Genomic DNA, 19,764 nt, shown 5'->3' with positions numbered 1-19,764 from the left:
GTTCTCATTGGTGAATGGTTCCGGGCGCAAGCCCCGGCCAAACCAGCATTCCCAAGCCTTGCGCGGTCGGCGAAGACCGCGTCCTGCATGCCCATGAACGGGCGTGACGTACGAAAACCGATTCCACTTGCAAGCCGAATTCAGGCAGGAAACCTCATGACCGACGCGTTCGAACTCCCTAGCACACTGGTCCAAGCCCTTCAGCGCCGCGCGGCCCTGACGCCGGACCGGGTGGCCTTGCGTTTTCTCGCCGAAACCCAGGATCAGGCTGTGGTGCTCAGTTATCGTGAGCTCGATCAACGGGCGCGAACCATTGCCGGCGCGTTGCAGGCAGAGGCATCGTTCGGTGATCGCGCGGTATTGCTGTTTCCCAGCGGCCCGGATTACGTCGCGGCGTTTCTTGGCTGTCTGTACGCCGGTGTAATTGCGGTGCCAGCCTATCCGCCTGAATCGACCCGTCGTCATCACCAGGAACGTCTGCTGTCGATCATTAGCGATGCCGAACCGCGCTTGCTGCTGACCAGCGCCGACCTGCGCGACGCGTTACTGCAAATAGACGAGGCGCCGCCGCTGCTGTGTGTCGACACCCTCGACAGCACCCTGGCCGAGCATTGGGTCGCGCCGGACCTGCAAGGCGAGCACATCGCCTTCTTGCAATACACCTCCGGTTCCACCGCGTTGCCTAAAGGCGTGCAAGTCAGTCACGGCAACCTGGTGGCCAACGAACTGCTGATTCGCCACGGATTCGGCATCGATCTGAACCCTGATGACGTGATCGTCAGCTGGCTGCCGCTGTACCACGACATGGGCTTGATCGGCGGCCTGTTGCAGCCGATTTTCAGCGGCGTGCCGTGCGTGTTGATGTCGCCGGCCTACTTCCTCGGCCGACCATTGCGCTGGCTGGAGGCGATCAGCGAATACGGCGGCACCATCAGCGGCGGGCCGGACTTCGCCTACCGACTGTGCAGCGAACGGGTCAGCGAATCAGCGCTGGAACGCCTCGACCTGAGTGGCTGGCGCGTGGCGTATTCCGGTTCCGAACCGATTCGCCTCGACACCCTGGAACGCTTCGCCGAGAAGTTCGCGGCGTGTGGCTTTACCTCGGACAGTTTCATGGCCTCTTACGGCCTGGCGGAAGCCACGTTGTTCGTTGCCGGCAGCCCGCGCGGCCAGGGCATTCCATCGTTGCGCCTGGATGATCAGGCCTTGGCGCAGAACCGTGCCGAGCCGGGCGACGGCAGCGCGATCATGAGCTGCGGCGTCAGCCAGCCGGATCACGCGGTGCTGATTGTCGATTCCGTATCGCTCGAAGAACTCGCCGACAACGCGATCGGTGAAGTCTGGGCCACCGGGCCGAGCATCGCCCATGGCTACTGGCGCAACCCCGAAGCCACGGCCCAAACGTTCGTCCAGCACGCTGGCCGCACCTGGCTGCGCACTGGCGACCTGGGTTTTTTACGCGACGGTGAACTGTTCATCACCGGGCGCCTGAAAGACATGCTGATCGTTCGCGGTCACAACCTCTATCCGCAGGACATCGAGCAGACCATCGAGCGTGAAGTGGAGGTGGTGCGCAAAGGTCGCGTGGCCGCGTTCGCAGTCAACGTCGAGGGGCAGGAGGGCATCGGCATCGCCGCGGAAATCAGCCGCAGCGTGCAGAAAATCCTGCCGCCCGAGGCGTTGATAAAAGCCATCCGTCAAGCGGTGGCCGAGGCGTATCAGCAAGCGCCGAGCGTGGTGGTATTGCTCAATCCGGGGGCGCTGCCCAAGACATCCAGCGGCAAGTTGCAACGCTCGGCGTGCCGCAATCGCCTGGCCGATGGCAGCCTCGACAGCTATGCGCTGTTCCCGTCGGCAGACATCGCAAACCCATCCGAAGCTGAATCGGGCTCTGAGCTGCAAACGTTGATCGGCCAGATCTGGTGTGAGCAATTGCAGGTCAAGCAGGTCAACGCCGACGATCACTTCTTCCTGCTCGGCGGCAACTCCATCGCCGCCACTCAAGTGGTCGCACGCCTGCGTGAAGAGCTGGGGCTGGAGCTGAATCTGCGCCTGTTGTTCGAAGCGCCAACCCTCGGCGCATTCGCTGCGGCGATCGCCCGGCAACAACAGGATGGCGGCCAGGCTCAAGGCGCGATCACCACGCTGTCGCGCAGTGACGCCATGCCGCAATCCCTGGCACAAAACCGTCTGTGGATCACCTGGCAACTCGACCCGCAGAGCAGCGCCTACAACATTCCCGGTGCTTTGCACCTGCGCGGCGAACTGGACGAAGACGCCTTGCGCGCCAGTTTCCAGCAACTGATCGAGCGTCACGAATCCCTGCGCACACGGTTTTTCGAGCGTGATGGCGTAGCCCTGCAACAGGTCATTACTGCCGGCGAATTCAACCTGCAAGTGATCGACATCAGTGACCTGCCAGCCGCCGAGCGTGAAGCCCGCGCGCAGCAAATTCGCGAGGACGAAGCCCGCACCCGGTTCGATCTGGAAAAAGGCCCGCTGCTGTGGGTGACCCTGGTGCGCCTCGGCGATGAGGACCATCAACTGTTGGTGACGATGCACCACATCATCGCCGACGGCTGGTCGATGAACGTGCTGATCGACGAATTCTCGCGCCTGTACGCGGCTACCTCTCAAGGTCAAACCGTCAGCCTTCCAGCGTTGCTGACGCAATACGCCGACTACGGCAGTTGGCAGCGCCAGTGGTTGGCGCAAGGGGAGGGCGAGCGTCAACTCGCTTACTGGAAAGAACAGTTGGGTGATGAGCATCCGACCCTGAACCTGGCCACCGATCATCCGCGTTCGGCGCAACACATTCACAGCGCCGCCCGCCACACGCTGCGTTTGGACAAGCGTCTGAGCGACGCCATTCGCCAGACCGCCCAGGCCCATGAATCGACGCCATTCATGCTGTTGCTCGCGGCATTCCAGAGCCTGCTGCATCGCTACAGCGGCCAACGCGACATCCGCATCGGCGTACCGAATGCCAACCGTCCGCGCCTGGAAACCCAAGGGCTGATCGGCTTCTTCATCAACACCCAGGTGCTGCGCGCCGAGGTGGATTCGCGACGGCCGTTCGTTGAGTTGCTGGCGCAAACCCGTCAAGCCGCATTGGGTGCGCAAGCGCATCAGGACCTGCCGTTCGAACAACTGCTCGAAGCCTTCCCCCAGGCCCGCGAGCAGGGCTTGTTCCAGGTGATGTTCAACCATCAGCAACGGGATCTCACTGCGCTGCGTCGCTTGCCGGGACTGCTCGCCGAAGAGCTGCCGTGGCACAGTCGCGAAGCCAAGTTCGATCTGCAATTGCACAGTGAAGAAGACCGCAATGGCCGCTTGAGCCTGTCGTTCGACTACGCCAGCGAATTGTTTGACGCGGCGACTATCGAGCGCCTGGCCGAGCATTTCAGCAACCTGCTGCGAGCCATTTGTGAGCAACCGAAAACCGCCATCGGCGACCTGCAACTGCTGACCCCGAGTGAGCACGATCAGCAATCTGCCTGGAGCGCCACACCTTGCACGCCGGCCAGCCAATGGCTGCCGGAGTTGCTCAACGAACAAGCGCGCCAGACCCCGGAACGCACCGCGCTGCTATGGGACGGCGGCAGCCTGGACTTCGCCGAACTGCACACCCAGGCCAACCGCCTGGCGCATTACCTGCGCGACAAAGGCGTCGGCCCGGACGTGTGCGTGGCCATCGCCGCCGAGCGTTCGCCGCAGTTGTTGATTGGCTTGCTGGCGATCATCAAGGCCGGCGGCGCTTATGTGCCGCTGGACCCGGACTACCCGGCCGAGCGCCTGGCCTACATGCTCAGTGACAGCGGCGTCGAGTTGCTGCTGACCCAAACCGGGTTGCTCGACCGCCTGCCGGCCACCGACGGCGTCAGCGTGATTGCCATGGACGCCCTGCATCTGGAGAACTGGCCAAGCCATGCGCCCGGTCTGCACCTGCACGGCGACAACCTGGCCTACGTGATTTACACCTCCGGTTCCACCGGTCAGCCGAAGGGCGTTGGCAATACTCACGCGGCCCTCGCTGAACGTCTGCAATGGATGCAAGCCACCTACCGTCTGGACCAAACCGATGTGCTGATGCAAAAAGCACCGATCAGTTTCGACGTGTCGGTGTGGGAATGCTTCTGGCCGCTGATCACCGGGGGCCGCCTGCTGATCGCCGGCCCTGGCGAACACCGCGATCCGCACCGCATCGCGCAACTGGTCCAGCAATTCGGCGTGACCACGCTGCACTTCGTGCCACCGCTGCTTTCGTTGTTCATCGACGAACCGCTGACCGCCGAATGCACCAGCCTGCGCCGGCTGTTCTCCGGCGGCGAAGCCTTGCCCGCCGAACTGCGCAACCGGGTGCTAACGCAACTGCCAGCGGTGCAACTGCACAACCGCTACGGCCCGACCGAAACGGCGATCAACGTCACCCACTGGTATTGCACAACGGCTGATGGCGAGCGCTCGCCGATTGGCCGGCCATTGGGCAACGTGCTGTGCCGCGTGCTCGACAGTGACCTCAACCCGGTACCGGCCGGTGTGCCGGGTGAACTGTGTATCAGTGGTATCGGTTTGGCCCGTGGCTATCTGGGTCGCCCGGGTCTGACTGCGGAACGCTTTGTGGTCGATCCGCTGGGCGAGCAGGGCGCACGTCTGTACCGCACCGGTGACCGTGCTCGCTGGACCGCCGACGGCGTGATCGAATACCTCGGACGTCTCGATCAGCAAGTCAAACTGCGTGGTTTTCGTGTCGAGCCGGAAGAAATCGAAGCGCGGCTGTTGGCGCAGTCTGGCGTCGCCCAAGCGGTGGTGCTGGTGCGCGAAACGGCGGCGGGTGGGCAGTTGATTGGTTACTACACCGCCACTGAAACCCGCGAAACCATCGATGCTCAAACCACCCGCCTGAAAGCCGCACTCGCCGCCGAGCTACCGGAATACATGGTCCCGGCGCAACTCATGCGTCTGGACGAAATGCCCCTGAGCCCGAGCGGCAAACTCGATCGCCGCGCCTTGCCGCAGCCCCAGTGGCAAATCCGCGAACATGTCGAACCGGTCACTGCCCTTGAGCAACAGATCGCCGGTATCTGGCGCGAGGTGCTGGGCCAAACGCAGATCGGCCTGCGCGACGATTTCTTCGCCCTCGGCGGCCACTCGCTGTTGGCTACGCAAATCATTTCCCGCACCCGCCAGGCGTGCGACGTTGAGTTGCCTTTGCGGGCGCTGTTCGAGGCCAGTGAACTGGGCGCGTTTGCCGAACAGGTTCGCTTGATCCAGGCCAGCGGCAAAACCAACAAGCAGCCCCCGATCGAGAAGGTCGACCGCAGCCAACCGGTGCCGTTGTCCTATTCCCAGCAACGCATGTGGTTTCTCTGGCAGATGGAACCGGACAGCCCGGCCTACAACGTCGGCGGCATGGCGCGGTTGCGCGGCGTGCTGGACGTCGGGCGTTTCGAGGCGGCGCTGCAAGCGCTGATCATGCGCCACGAAACCCTGCGTACGACGTTCCCGAGCGTCGACGGCGTGGCCCGGCAACAGGTTCATCCAGACACCCGCCTGCGCATGGACTGGAAGGATTACACCACGCTCGATGCCGATAGCCGCGAATGGCAGGTCCAGCAACTGGCCGATGACGAAGCCCATAAACCTTTCGATCTGGAAACCGGACCGCTGCTGCGAGCTTGCCTGGTCAAGACTGCCGAGCAGGAGCATTACTTCGTCCTGACCCTGCACCACATCGTCACCGAAGGTTGGGCGATGGACATCTTCGCTCGGGAATTGAGCGCGCTCTACGAAGCGTTTGTCGATGATCGCGATTCGCCGCTGCAGCCACTGTCGGTGCAGTACCTGGATTACAGCGTGTGGCAGCGTCAATGGCTGGAGTCCGGCGAGCGTCAGCGCCAGCTCGATTACTGGACCGCGCAACTGGGCCGCGAACACCCGCTGCTGGAATTGCCGGCCGACCGTCCGCGTCCGCCGGTGCAAAGCCATCAGGGCGAACTGTTCCGCTTCGACCTCAGTGATGATCTTGCGGCGCGGGTCCGTGCCTTCAATGCCTACAACGGTCTGACCCTGTTCATGACCATGACTGCCGCGCTGGCGGTGTTGCTTTATCGCTACAGTGGCCAGACCGATCTGCGCATCGGGGCGCCGGTGGCCAACCGCATTCGCCCGGAAAGCGAAGGGCTGATCGGCGCGTTCCTCAACACTCAAGTGCTGCGTTGCCAGCTCGACGGGCAGATGTCTGTCGGCGAGTTGTTCGAGCAGGTTCGCCATACCGTGATCGAAGGCCAGTCCCATCAGGACCTGCCGTTCGATCATCTGGTGGAAGCCTTGCAACCAACCCGCAGTGCGGCTTACAACCCGCTGTTCCAGGTGATGTGCAATGTGCAGCGCTGGGAATTCCAGCAGAGCCGGACCCTGGCCGGGATGACGGTCGAGTACCTGGCCAACGATGCGCGAGCGACCAAGTTCGACCTCAATCTGGAAGTCACCGACCTCGACCATCGCCTCGGTTGCTGCCTGACCTACAGCACCGATTTGTTCGATGAGCCGCGCATTGCGCGCATGGCCGGGCACTGGTGCAACCTGCTGGAAGCGTTGCTCGCCGACCCACAACAACGCCTCAGCGAACTGCCGTTGCTGGAAGCCACTGAACAGCAAAACCTGCTCGACAGCCTCGGCATTGAGCCGGGCGAACATCGTCTCGATCAATGCATCCATCACCTGTTCAGCGAACAGGCGCTGGTGCGCAAGGACGCACCGGCCCTGACGTTCGCCGGGCAAACCCTGAGCTACGCCGAGCTCGACAGTCGCGCCAATCGTCTGGCCTGGATGCTGCGCGAGCGTGGAGTCGGGCCGCAGGTTCGGGTCGGTTTGGCGCTGGAGCGTTCGCTGGAGATGGTCATCGGCCTGCTGGCAATTCTCAAGGCGGGTGGCGCCTATGTGCCGCTGGACCCGGAGTACCCGCTGGATCGCTTGCACTACATGATCGCAGACAGCGGCATCGGTTTGCTGCTCAGCGATGCGGCGATGTTCGCCGCGCTCGGCGAGTTGCCGGCCAGCGTCGGCCGCTGGTGCCTGGAAGAAGATGCCGCTGCACTGGCCAACTACCCGGCCACTGAGCTGCCGTTTATCAGCCTGCCGCAGCATCAGGCGTACCTGATTTACACCTCGGGCTCCACCGGCAAACCGAAAGGCGTGGTGGTGTCCCACGGTGAAATCGCCATGCACTGCCGCGCCGTGATCGAACGCTTCGGCATGCGACCCGACGACTGCGAATTGCACTTCTATTCGATCAACTTCGATGCCGCGACCGAGCGTCTGCTGGTGCCGCTGTTGAGTGGTGCGCAGGTTGTCCTGCGTGCGCAAGGCCAGTGGGATGCGCAAGAAATCTGCGGGCTGATTCGTCGTCATAACATCAACATTCTTGGTTTCACCCCAAGCTACGGCAGCCAGTTGGCGCAATGGCTGGCGACTCAGGGCGAAACCCTGCCGGTGCGCATGTGCATCACCGGTGGCGAGGCGTTGACCGGCGAACACCTGCACCGGATTCGCGCGGCGTTCAAACCGAGCCTGTTTTTCAACGCTTATGGCCCGACTGAAACCGTGGTCATGCCGCTCGCCAGCCTGGCCCCCGAGCAATTGGAGGAGAGGCTGGGCAGCGTGCCGATCGGCAGTGTGATTGGCGCTCGGGTGGCGTACATCCTCGACGCTGATCTGGCGTTGGTGCCGCAAGGCGCGACGGGCGAGTTGTACGTCGGCGGCGCCGGTCTGGCACAGGGGTATCACCAGCGTCCCGGCATGACCGCCGAACGGTTTGTTGCCGACCCTTTTGCAGCGAACGGCGGACGTTTGTACCGCACCGGCGACCTTGTCCGTCAGCGCGCCGATGGTCTGGTCGAGTACCTCGGCCGGATCGACCATCAAGTGAAGATCCGTGGTTTCCGCATCGAACTGGGCGAGATCGAAACCCGCTTGCTGGAACACGAATCCGTGCGTGAAGCGGTGGTGCTGGCCCTCGATGCGCCGAGCGGCAAGCAATTGGTCGGCTACCTGGTCACCCACGTCGCCGAACAGGATGAAGCGCAACAAACTGCATTGCGCGAAGCGTTGAAGGCGCACCTCAAAGCGCAGTTGCCGGATTACATGGTGCCGACGCACTTGATCCTGCTGGCCAGCATGCCGCTGACCGCCAACGGCAAACTCGATCGTCGCGCACTGCCGGCCCCGGACCCGGAGTTGAATCGTCAGCAGTACGTGGCGCCGAGCAATGAACTCGAGCTGACTCTGGCCGGCATCTGGTGTGAAGTGCTGAACGTCCAGCAGGTCGGCCTCAACGATAACTTCTTCGAACTGGGCGGCGATTCGATTCTGTCGATCCAGGTGGTCAGCCGTGCACGGCAGCAGGGCATCCACTTCAGCCCGCGTGACCTGTTCCAGCATCAGACCGTGCAGACGCTGGCCGCCGTCGCGACCCGCACCGAGCAGATCAGCGCCGAGCAAGGCCTGCTGAGCGGTGAATCGCGTCTGACGCCGATTCAGCATTGGTTCTTCGATACCGACATTCCACAGCGTCAACACTGGAACCAGGCGTTGCTGCTGGAGCCGACCGTGGCGCTCGAGCCTCATCGTCTGGAGCAAGCGCTGCTGGCGGTGATCGAACAGCACGACGCCTTACGCCTGCGTTTCACCGAGGTTGACGGCCATTGGCAGGCCCGGCACCAGGCGGTTTCCGACGCTGCCGTGCTGTGGCAGGTGCACGTGCCGGCCATGGACAACTGCGCGGCGCTGTTCGCCGATGCCCAACGCAGCCTCGACCTTGAGCAAGGGCCGCTGATGCGGGCGCTGCTGGTCGACGATTCCGAGGGGCAACAACGGCTGTTCATTGCCATTCACCACCTGGTGGTGGACGGGGTGTCGTGGCGGGTGCTGCTGGACGATCTGCAAACGGTTTATCGTCAACTCGAGTCCCGACAGTCAGTAAAACTGCCGGCGAAAACCAGCGGCTTCAAGGACTGGGCGGCACGGTTGCAGGCTTATGCCGGCAGCGAATCCCTGCGTGAAGAATTGAGCTGGTGGCAGACGCAACTGGCCGGCCCAAGCGCTGAACTGCCCTGTGATCGTCCGCAGGGTGGTCAGCAAAATCGTCACGCGCAAACCGTCAGCGTGCGCCTCGACAGCGAGCGCACCCGCCAACTGCTGCAACAGGCGCCGACGGCCTATCGCACCCAGGTCAATGACCTGCTGTTGACCGCATTGGCCCGTGTGGTATGTCGCTGGAGCGGTCACGAATCGGCGTTGATTCAACTCGAAGGCCATGGTCGCGAAACCCTGTTCGACGAGATCGACCTGACCCGCACCGTTGGCTGGTTCACCAGCGCCTATCCGCTGCGCCTCACGCCCGTGAGTGAACAGGGTGCCTCGATCAAAGCGATCAAGGAGCAACTGCGCGCGGTGCCGCACAAAGGTTTGGGTTATGGCGTGCTGCGTTACCTGGCCGATGGCCTGTGCCGTCAGACCATGGCTGCGTTGCCGGTGGCGCCGATCACCTTCAACTACCTGGGCCAATTCGATCAGAGCTTCGGCAGTGATGCGCTGTTCCGTCCGCTCGATGAGCCGGTCGGGGAGGCACACGATCCACACGCGCCGCTGCCTAACGAGCTGAGCATCGACAGTCAGGTCTACGGTGGTGAATTGGTGCTGCGCTGGACCTTCAGCGCCGAACGCCACGATCTGCAAACCATCACCGAACTGGCAGAGGCGTATCTGGGCGAATTGCACAGCCTGATCCAGCATTGCCTGAGCGACAACGCGGGCGGGCTGACGCCGTCGGACTTCCCGCTGGCCAGACTGACTCAGCCGCAACTCGACGCATTGCCAGTGCCAGCGGCGATGATTGAAGACGTCTACCCGCTGACCCCGATGCAGGAAGGCATGCTGCTGCACACCTTGCTCGAACCGGGCACCGGCCTCTACTACATGCAGGATCGCTACCGCATCAACAGCGAACTCGACCCCGAGCGTTTCGCCCAGGCCTGGCAAGCGGTGATCGCCCGTCACGAAGCCTTGCGCGCCTCGTTCTGCTGGAACGTCGGCGAAGACATGCTGCAGGTGATCCACAAACCGGGCAGCACGCCGATCGAATATCTGGACTGGAGCGCGGTTGTCGAAACCGAGCAAGAGCCGAAGTTGCAGGCGCTGCTGAAAAGCGAGCGCGAGGCCGGGTTCGATTTGCTCAACCAGGCACCGTTCCACTTGCGCTTGATCCGCGTGGGCGCGGCGCGTTACTGGTTCATGATGAGCAACCACCACATCCTCATCGATGCCTGGTGCCGTTCGCTGCTGATGAACGATTTCTTCGAGATCTACACCGCCCTCGGCGAAGGCCGGGAAGCGCAACTGGCTGTGCCGCCGCGTTATCGCGATTACATCGGTTGGCTGCAACGCCAGAGCCTGGCCGAAGCGCGGCAGTGGTGGCAGCAGAACCTGCGAGGTTTCGAGCGCACCACGCCGATTCCGAGCGACCGGCCGTTCCTGCGTGAACATGCCGGCGACAGCGGCGGCATGATCGTCGGCGACCGCTATACCCGACTCGATGCCCGCGACGGTGCGCAATTGCGCGAACTGGCCCAGGCCCATCAGCTGACCATCAACACCTTCGCCCAGGCAGCGTGGGCGCTGGTGCTGCGTCGCTTGAGCGGCGATCGCGACGTGCTGTTCGGCGTCACGGTGGCCGGGCGTCCGGTGGAAATGCCGCAGATGCAGCGCACCGTCGGGCTGTTCATCAACAGCATCGCCCTGCGGGTGAAAATGCCCGAAGAGGATCAGCGTTGCAGCGTTCGGCAGTGGCTCAGCGGTTTGCTCGACAGCAACATGCAGCTGCGCGAGTACGAATACCTGCCGCTGGTGAGCATTCAGGAAAACAGCGAACTGCCTAAAGGCCAGCCGCTGTTCGACAGCCTGTTCGTGTTCGAAAACGCCCCGGTGGAAGTCTCGGTGCTGGACCGTGCGCAGAGCCTCAACGCGACCTCGGATTCGGGCCGCACCCACACCAACTTCCCGTTGACGGCGGTGTGTTATCCGGGCGATGACCTTGGCTTGCACCTGTCCTACGACCAGCGTTATTTCGATGAATCCACGGTCGAGCGCATGCTCGGCGAATTCAAGCGCCTGCTGCTGGCGCTGGTCGAAGGCTTCCATGGCGACATGGCCGACCTGCCGTTGCTGGGCACCGAGGAACAGGACTTCCTGATTCATGGCTGCAACCAGAGTGAACACGAATACCCGCTGGAGCAGAGCTATGTCTCATTGTTCGAAGCGCAGGTTGCCGAGCATCCGCAGCGAGTTGCCGCCAGTTGCCTGGATCAGCAGCACAGCTACCTTGAGCTGAACCAGCGCAGTAACCGCCTCGGTCATGCGCTGATTGCGGCCGGCGTCGGCCTGGATCAACCGGTGGCGTTGCTCGCTGAACGTAACCTCGATCTGTTGGGCATGATCATTGGCAGCTTCAAGGCCGGTGCCGGTTACCTACCGCTGGACCCAGGCCTGCCGAGTCAGCGCTTGAGCCGGATCATTGACCTGAGCCGCACGCCGTTGCTGGTTTGCTCTCGGGCGTGTCGTGAACAAGCCGTCGCACTGCTGGAAGAGTTCGGTTGTGCCAACCGACCTCGATTGCTGGTCTGGGAAGACGTGCAGGCGAGCGATGTTTCGATTGCCAATCCGGGCATTTACAGCGGCCCGGACAACCTCGCCTACGTTATTTACACCTCGGGTTCCACCGGTCTGCCGAAGGGGGTGATGGTCGAGCAGCGCGGCATGCTCAATAACCAGTTGAGCAAGGTGCCATACCTGAAACTGAGCGACGCCGACGTGATCGCCCAGACCGCCTCGCAAAGCTTCGATATTTCGGTCTGGCAGTTCCTCGCCGCGCCGTTGTTCGGTGCTCGGGTGGACATCGTCCCGAACAGCATCGCCCACGATCCGCAAGGCTTGTTGGCTCACGTTCAGAGCCAGGGCATCACCGTGCTGGAAAGCGTGCCGTCGCTGATTCAGGGCATGCTCGCCCAGGACCGCATGAGCCTCGATGGCCTGCGCTGGATGCTGCCGACCGGCGAAGCGATGCCGCCGGAGCTGGCGCATCAATGGTTGCTGCGTTACCCGCAGATTGGTTTGGTGAACGCCTATGGGCCGGCGGAATGCTCGGACGATGTGGCGTTCTTCCGCGTCGACCTGGCTTCGACGCGCGGCAGTTATCTGCCGATTGGCACGCCGACCGACAACAACCGTTTGTACCTGCTCGATGGCGCGCTGGAGTTGGTGCCATTGGGAGCGGTGGGGGAGTTGTGCGTGGCCGGCATCGGCGTGGGTCGTGGCTATGTGAGCGATCCGTTGCGTACTGCGCAAGTGTTTGTGCCGAACCCGTTCGGCGCACCGGGGGATCGCCTGTATCGCACCGGCGACCTGGCCCGACGTCGCAGTGATGGCGTGCTGGAATACGTCGGACGCATCGACCATCAAGTGAAGATCCGCGGTTACCGCATCGAACTGGGTGAAATCGAGGCCCGTCTGCACGAGCAACCGGAAGTTCGCGACGCGGCGGTGGGTGTGCAGGAAGGCGTCAACGGCAAGCATTTGGTCGGCTATCTGGTCGCACCGGAGTCGGCGCTGAATCCGAACGAACGACTGGAGCGTATCAAGCAACGTCTGCGCGTCGAATTGCCGGAATACATGGTGCCGCTGCACTGGTTGTGGCTCGACAAGCTGCCGCTCAACGCCAACGGCAAACTCGATCGCAAGGCCTTGCCAGCGCTGGAGATTGGCCAGTTGCAGAGCCAGGACTATCAGGCGCCGCGCAACGAGCTGGAGCAGACCCTGGCGGATATTTGGGCCGAGGTGTTGAAGGTCGAGAAGGTTGGCGTGCGTGACAACTTCTTCGAACTCGGCGGGCATTCGCTGCTGGCCACACAGATCGCCTCGCGGGTGCAAAAAGCCCTGCAACGCAACGTGCCGCTGCGGGCGATGTTCGAGTGCAGCACGGTGGCGGAGCTGGCCGAGTACATCGACGGGTTGGCGGCGAGCGACATTACCGAAGATAAGGTGGATCGGTTGAATGACCTGATGGCGGCGTTGGAGGGGCTGTAGTTCTTTAGCGTTGGTGAAGGCCCCTTCGCGAGCAAGCCCGCTCCCACATGGGGCTTGTGAATACAGATCCAGTGTGGGAGCGGGCTTGCTCGCGAAAGGGCCAGTGCAAACACCACATAAGGTTCGGGTTGACTGCCGATCGCCACCGGCTCAGTCTTCCTGTGCTTTTTTAATGGATATTATTTCACCAGGGAGACAGTCGATGCCCTTCGTAACGGTTGATGGACAAGCGCTTCACTACATAGATCAAGGCACAGGCCCTGCGGTACTGCTGGCCGGCAGTTACCTGTGGGATCAGGCTATGTGGGCGCCGCAGATTACGGCGCTGTCGCAGCACTATCGGGTCATCGCCCTGGACCTGTGGGGCCATGGCCAATCCGGGCGGATGCCCGAATGCACAAACTCGCTGGATGACGTGGCACGCCAGGCCCTGGCATTGCTCGATCATCTGGACATCGATCGCGTCACGCTGGTCGGTCTTTCGGTCGGTGCCATGTGGGGCGTTCGACTGGCGCTGTCAGCACCGCAGCGGCTCAACGGTCTGGTGCTGATGGACACCTACGTCGGCGTCGAGCCGGAACCGACCCGCCAATACTATTTCTCGCTGTTCCAGCAGATCGAAGACAGCGGTGTGATCTCGCCGCAACTGCTCGACATTATTGTGCCGATCTTCTTCCGTCCAGGCATCGATCCGCAGTCGGCGCTGTATCAGGATTTCCACGCCAGACTGGCTGCGCTGCCGGCCGACCGTCTGCGTGAAAGCATTGTGCCGATGGGGCGGATTACCTTTGGTCGTGACGATCTGTTGCCGCGCCTGGGTGAACTGAACCCTGAAACCACGCTGTTGATGTGTGGCGATCAGGACAAACCGCGACCGCCGTCGGAAACCAAAGAAATGGCCGAGTTGATTGGTTGTCCGTATGTGCTGGTGCCGGAGGCGGGGCATATCTCCAATCTGGAGAATCCGCAGTTCGTTACAGATGCCTTGCTGGCATTTCTAGCCCAAAGAAATTAGTCGGTCATACAGACGCCATCGCGGGCAAGCCCGCTCCCACAGGAGGTCGTATAACCCTGTGGGAGCGGGCTTGCCCGCGATGGCGTTACTGCTGTCACCACAAATCCGACGGGCTGAATTACTTACTTCGGCCCCAGAATCTTCACCAGTTTCTCCGGCGACGGCGCACCTTGCTGCTGTTGCAGCTGGCCCTTGTCATCTATGTAGAAAATCGCCGGCGTGGCGGCCAGTTCCAGCTCTTCCATCAACTGCATGTTCGCCGCGAGTTTCGCCTGAATCGCCGGGGGCACATCTTTCAGGGCTTTGAGCGAACTGTCTTTGCCGGATTTCTCGTGGTCTGCCAACGCCTTTTGCGGATCCTTGGCGGCCAGCAGCGCGGCGGATTTACCCGGGCTGTCTTCGCGAATGATGCCGACCATGATGTGCCGCAACTGCACCTTGCCAGCCTTGACCCACGGCCGCGCCTGTTCCCAGAACATGTTGCAGTACGGGCAATTCGGGTCACTGAACAGATAGACGATTCGCGGTGCGTCCTTGTTGCCGTCACCGATCCAGTTGCTCGCTTCCATCTTGCTCCAGACTTCCTTGGCCATCGGCGCGTAGACCAGTTTTTGCAACGGCGCGCTGCTCAGGTCATTGCCTTCGGCGTCGTACAAATTGCCCAGCAGTACATGTTTGCCGTCCGGGGTCAGGTACAACGCCATGCCACGGTTCTGGTACTGCGCCGCATAACCGCGCAGGCCGTCGGGCGCGTCGAAGGTGCCAACAATTTTGGCGCCTTTGGCTTCGATCTTCTTGATCGCTTCAGGCAATTCTTCGGCCTGTACCGACGGCAAGTGCAGCAGGGCGGCACCCAGGGTTAACGTCAGCAGGTGGCGGAGGCGGAGCATGGCAATTTCCTTGAAGGCGTGGCCGAGGTGGCCGGGTTCGGGGTGTCGAAGTTTTCCAGGGCGCGGGTCAGGCTGGCTTCAGAGAGCTCGCCCAGATGGCTGCCCAGCAGGTGCCCGTCGGGGCTATAGAACAGCGTAGTCGGCAATGCCATGGAACCCACGGCCTGACTCAATCGACCGCGGCCATCGAACAGCACGTTAGTCAGGCTCAGGCCCTGGGTTTCGAGGAAGGTGGCGACGCTCTGCATGCTTTCGGCCTGGTTGACGAACAGGAAGGTCAGGTCCGGGCGCTGCATCTGGGCGTTTTCCAGCACCGGCATTTCCCGGCGGCATGGCGGGCACCAGGTCGCCCAAAGGTTGATGACCAGCGGACCGCCCTGGTAGTCGCTGAGCTGTATGGTTTGGCCAGCGGCATTGCGCAGGGTGATCTGCGGCAGGCGTGTGCCTTGTTCGTAAATACTCAGGGAGAACGTCGCCAGCAGCCAGAACACCAAACCGCTGCCTACGCCGAAGCCCAACGGCCGACGCATGCCCGGGCGACGCCAGCCTCGATACAACGCAGCAAGCAGCAACACGACCACCCCCGGCCAGGCGAGAAAACCACCGTCGCGCAGGTCGATGATCTGCCATGGATCGTTGCGATACTGCGCCCAGTAGGCAATCACGAAACCGACCCGGGCCGCCAGCAGGCCCAGCAGGAACAGGCTGAACAGCACCGACTCCGGGTTCTCGCCACCACGCTTGGCCACCCGCCAGCCGACAAAAGTCGCCAGTGCCAGGGCACTGATCAGCAGCAGGTGATTAAGCGCGATGGCAAAGGTGCCGAGGGTAAAGGTCAGCATTAACGAGCGTCTCGGGTGGTGGTCCAGCGTTGCAGGAAGGTGTCGGCATCGACCTCGCCGGTGATGCGCTGGCTGCGGCGCTCGATGCCGTCAGTGCCGATCCACAACAGGCTTGGCGGCCCCGGCACTTTATAACGGCCGAGCAGTTCGCGGCTGGCGGCATTGTCGGCGGTGACGTCCAGCCGTAGCAAGCGTACATCGCTGAGCGCTTGCAGGACCTGCGGTTTGCCGAAGACCTGTTTTTCCATGACTTTGCACGCCACACACCAGTCGGCGTAGTAGTCCAGCAGCACCCATTGGCCCTGGGCCTTGGCCGCATCGAGTTCGCGTTGCAGCACCGCGGGTTCCTTGATCGTCGTGAAGGCATCATGAATGCTGGGCGCGGCGGCGTCGGTACGGCCGGCGCTGTACACCTGCAATGGCTGATACGGATCGTCACTGCCACCCGCCGCACCGACCACCAGCAGACTGCCCCATAGACCCAATAGCAGCGAACTGGCGCCGAACAGATGGGCAATCCGGCCAAACCCCTGCGATTGCTTCCAGGCGCTATAGGCGGCGATCAGCAGCAAGGCACCGCACAACCCGAGCCACAGCGATTCATCCAGCACCGGGCGCAGCATCAGCAGCGCGGTGGCGAGGAACAGGAAACCGAACACGCCTTTGAGCAGGTTCATCCAGGCGCCGGGTTTGGGCAGGAAACGATTGCCGACGGTCACCAGCAACAGCAGCGGTATACCGATGCCGATGCCCATGGCGAACAGAATCAGCCCGCCGTGCAGCGCATTGCCGCTCTGGGCGATATAGAGCAGGGCGCCGGCCAATGGGGCGGTCATGCACGGTCCCACCAGCAGGCCGGACAAAGCCCCGAGCACACCGGCACCGATCAGGTTGCCACCGCGCTGATTGCGCGAAACATGTTCCAGTCGATCACGCACCGCCACCGGCAACTGCAGCTCGAAGAAACCGAACATCGGCAAGGCCAGCAGCACGAACACCGCCGCAAAGCTGCCCAGCAGCCATGGATTCTGCAGCAGTGCCTGAAGGTTCGCCCCGAGCAATGCCGCCAGCACGCCCATCGCCGCATACACCAGTGCCATGCTGATCACGTAGCTGCCGGCCAGTGCAAAACCGCGCTTGGGCGTGGCGCCACTGCCAACGATCAACCCCGCCAGAATCGGCAACATCGGCAACGAGCAAGGCGTGAACGCCAGCAGCAGGCCCAAGCCGAAGAACACCAGCAAGCTCCAGCCCAGCGCCCGTTGTTGCAGGTCGCTGGCCAAGGCTTGATCCGGTGCCTCATTTAAAAGGCTCGGCATTGTGGTGTTGCCTAAATACACCACTTGAGTGTGGGGCGGATAACACAACCCGGCATCGGCACAGCCCTGGAAACCCACCTTGATCTGGCCGCTGGCACCCGCCGGGATCTTCAGTTCCAGGCCTTGGCGATAAACCTGCTGTTCACCGAAAAACTCATCGCTGTGAGCTTCACCTTCAGGCAACACCGGTTTGTACTGCGCAGGCAAATCGTCGAACTTCAGGCGTTTTTGGTAAAGGTAGTAACCGTTGGCAATCTGCCAGAACAATTGCGTTTCACCGGACGCCAGGCGCTCGGAGGTGAAGATGAACGCTTTTTCGATGGGTAGAAAGTCGGGTTTTCTGTCGAATGGATTGTTCCCCGGCTGCGCCTGAGCAAGGCTGGCAAACAGCCAGAGAAGAAAAACAAGAAAACCGCGCATCGACAAGGCCTTAAACATTGCAATTGCCGAGCACGATGATGGCTGCCGATTAACCCGGTGTTAACGAGCAGGACATGATTTATTAGCCAGGCTGATTCGCGCTGGAATCCAGGATTCACAACGCGAATCATCCTTAATGGCTTACTGAAGATCGCTGTAGGTCAATCTGAATTCCGACAGTGGGGGATGCGTACGCTTCCACTCCTGCGCAAATACCTTGCCGGCTTCTATGTCTTCTTTGGACATGTCCTGCGCAATGATTGAAAGATTGTTTAACGCGGTGTTGTAGCGCGGGGATTCCCGGGAGTTATCGAGCACCAGCCAAATGAGGCCATAACTTTTGATCAGGTCCTTCTCGAAGCCATATTCAGTATCGATGCCGTTCTCATCCTCGTAGACGCCACCCAACCCATAGCCGTACTCGAGCACCGCGTTTACATCGTTCAATTGCGCCCTTTTGATCAGCCACTCTCTCCTGGCGGGAAGATCATGGCTAATGGGTGGGCGATTGCTGTGCCAGTGCATCGCTCGGGAGAACCCCGCCTCGGCCGCACGTTTGAGCCAACGGTCGATAGTGGAACTGCGTTCAATCGCATCCGGAATGAGGGTGTGGTCCTTGTCATACACGATGGCGAGTATGTATTGCCCTTCCAGAAAACCTGCTTCAGCCGATTTTTTCAGCCAGGCGATATCCTTGGTTATTTCATAAAGTTGAAGCATGGCTTCGCCATCGCCGCTGTCGGCACGCCCTTGCGCAAGTAATTTGGCTTGCCTAAGGGACGCGTCATCAGCCAATCGCAGCAGGGCGTAGACGTCGCCCTGAGCTGCTGCCAGGGCGTACCATTCTCCGTCGGCGTGGGTTTTATCCTCCTCCTTGAGGTTGTTTTCCCGGCGCCTGATGACTTCCGCGAGTGCGTACTGCGATTCACGATCTCCAGCGGTGGCGGCAATGGTCAGATAAGCCTCCGAATCCCGGTATTCCCCCAGGTTGTAGAGCTCCAGCCCCTTTTTTCTGGCGGCTTCTTGCTCATTGGTCAACCGGGCAATCAGCGAGCTCAATGTGTTGAGCAAGCTGAACAGCGTCGTCAAAGCGGATGAGTGTGTATACATAGTCAATACCTGTGTGAGTGGACAATTGGGGTGGTACGCACACAGGTTATTCAGGTGAGAAGGAGGACGTGCGTTACATATATATATGACGCGCGAGGAATCACCCGTCGTCTGGAGAAAAGCCAGCGGTCCCCCGGCCCAAGGCATGATCCTCCCAAGAAGCGGAATCCGATGCCGTCTCAGTCTTGTATCAACCCTGGCCAGGAGTCGTCATCTACTCTTGTCGGCCCAGTCTCTGCCCTGTTGTCCTTTATGTTGTATCTGATGTATCTGTTGTTGGTCAGAAAGATATAGAAATAGCTGTTGAAAAGTGGGGCATCGTTTTGCACAGCCGTAATGATTTGGTTTTTATAAAGATCCAATCCAGGCCAGGAGCCAGATGTGATGGGAGCTATTGATGTTTTTTGTGTTGTGTAATTGAAGTTGATGTAGTGTCCATCATTCGTCAAAAATTTGAACAGATACTTGTGGCCGAATATTTCCCACCATGTGCCGGCCACGATGCGGTCGAAATAAGGAAGTAGCGAGTGCCACAACGAATCTTCAAGACGATAGGTCCCGGTTACTTTGTCGTAATCCTGGTCGTACTTACAGACCATCGGAGTGCCATTGGCATAATAGAACAGCCATAAAATGTCATCCCCTCCGTTCGGGTAGCCCCCAACCCCGGTGACTGTAAACCCGAAACGCAGATCTTTGACGTGAGCGTGAAAGCTTCCCCAGTTATCGGCTGTTATCTCGGCAGGATATCCCTCGTCAACCTTGTCCTCGCCAAGATCAAATCTGGAGTATGTATTGCTGTCTTTGAAGAAGAAGTAAATTTTATCTTTTCCTGCGCGCCAATCGACGGCAACAAAATTCTTGAGTGTCGGCATGATCTGATTCCTTTCAGTTGGCTGAAGAGTGTTTATAGTAAATAAATGGCATATCTTCGAGCCTGATAGTGTGGGGTGTTAATGTCGGAGTTAGACTATCGTTAGATATTGATCTTTGATATGGCTTTTTGTGGGTTGATTGTTTCGGTTTGA

At 61.0% G+C, this 19,764-nt stretch carries 7 protein-coding genes; 2 read left to right on the top strand and 5 right to left on the bottom strand.

Annotated elements, in window-relative coordinates:
- Positions 1-156 precede the first annotated feature (156 nt).
- Both AC1RQB_RS05465 and AC1RQB_RS05460 read left to right on the top strand, forming a co-directional pair.
- Entirely contained in the window at positions 157-13,140 is a 12,984-nt protein-coding gene (locus AC1RQB_RS05465) for a non-ribosomal peptide synthetase (protein ID WP_207267291.1), read from the top strand.
- A 202-nt stretch (positions 13,141-13,342) separates the two neighbouring features.
- Positions 13,343-14,155: an alpha/beta fold hydrolase gene (locus AC1RQB_RS05460; RefSeq protein ID WP_063341062.1), complete on the top strand. Its 813-nt coding sequence runs from the start codon at positions 13,343-13,345 to the stop codon at positions 14,153-14,155.
- Between the two features lie 122 nt (positions 14,156-14,277).
- On the opposite strand, the gene dsbG is transcribed toward AC1RQB_RS05460, so the two are convergent.
- The 5 genes from dsbG to AC1RQB_RS05435 all read right to left on the bottom strand — a co-directional run bounded on the left by dsbG (position 14,278) and on the right by AC1RQB_RS05435 (position 19,611).
- Positions 14,278-15,045 carry a thiol:disulfide interchange protein DsbG gene (gene dsbG, locus AC1RQB_RS05455; protein ID WP_063341061.1) on the bottom strand — a complete coding sequence of 256 codons (768 nt, stop codon included), beginning with the start codon at positions 15,043-15,045 and terminating at the stop codon, positions 14,278-14,280.
- Complete coding sequence (locus AC1RQB_RS05450) at positions 15,021-15,887, bottom strand: TlpA disulfide reductase family protein (protein ID WP_063341060.1); 867 nt, start codon at positions 15,885-15,887, stop codon at positions 15,021-15,023. The genes dsbG and AC1RQB_RS05450 overlap by 25 nt, the downstream gene beginning before the upstream one ends.
- Positions 15,887-17,626 carry a protein-disulfide reductase DsbD gene (gene dsbD / locus AC1RQB_RS05445; protein ID WP_063343867.1) on the bottom strand — a complete coding sequence of 580 codons (1,740 nt, stop codon included), beginning with the start codon at positions 17,624-17,626 and terminating at the stop codon, positions 15,887-15,889. The genes AC1RQB_RS05450 and dsbD overlap by 1 nt, the downstream gene beginning before the upstream one ends.
- A gap of 141 nt (positions 17,627-17,767) precedes the next feature.
- A complete protein-coding gene (locus AC1RQB_RS05440) occupies positions 17,768-18,736 on the bottom strand; it encodes a tetratricopeptide repeat protein (protein WP_063341059.1) in 969 nt (322 codons plus the stop codon).
- Positions 18,737-18,915: 179 nt separating this feature from the next.
- The gene (locus AC1RQB_RS05435) at positions 18,916-19,611 is read right to left on the bottom strand and encodes a hypothetical protein (RefSeq protein WP_063341058.1); all 696 of its coding nucleotides are present in this window, start codon (positions 19,609-19,611) and stop codon (positions 18,916-18,918) included.
- Between the last annotated feature and the right edge of the window lie 153 nt (positions 19,612-19,764).

This window comes from Pseudomonas sp. GW822-FHT02E03 (assembly GCF_058802325.1).
The sequence above is the reverse complement of the archived record's forward strand: the minus strand, read 5'-3'. Positions and strand labels throughout refer to the sequence as shown.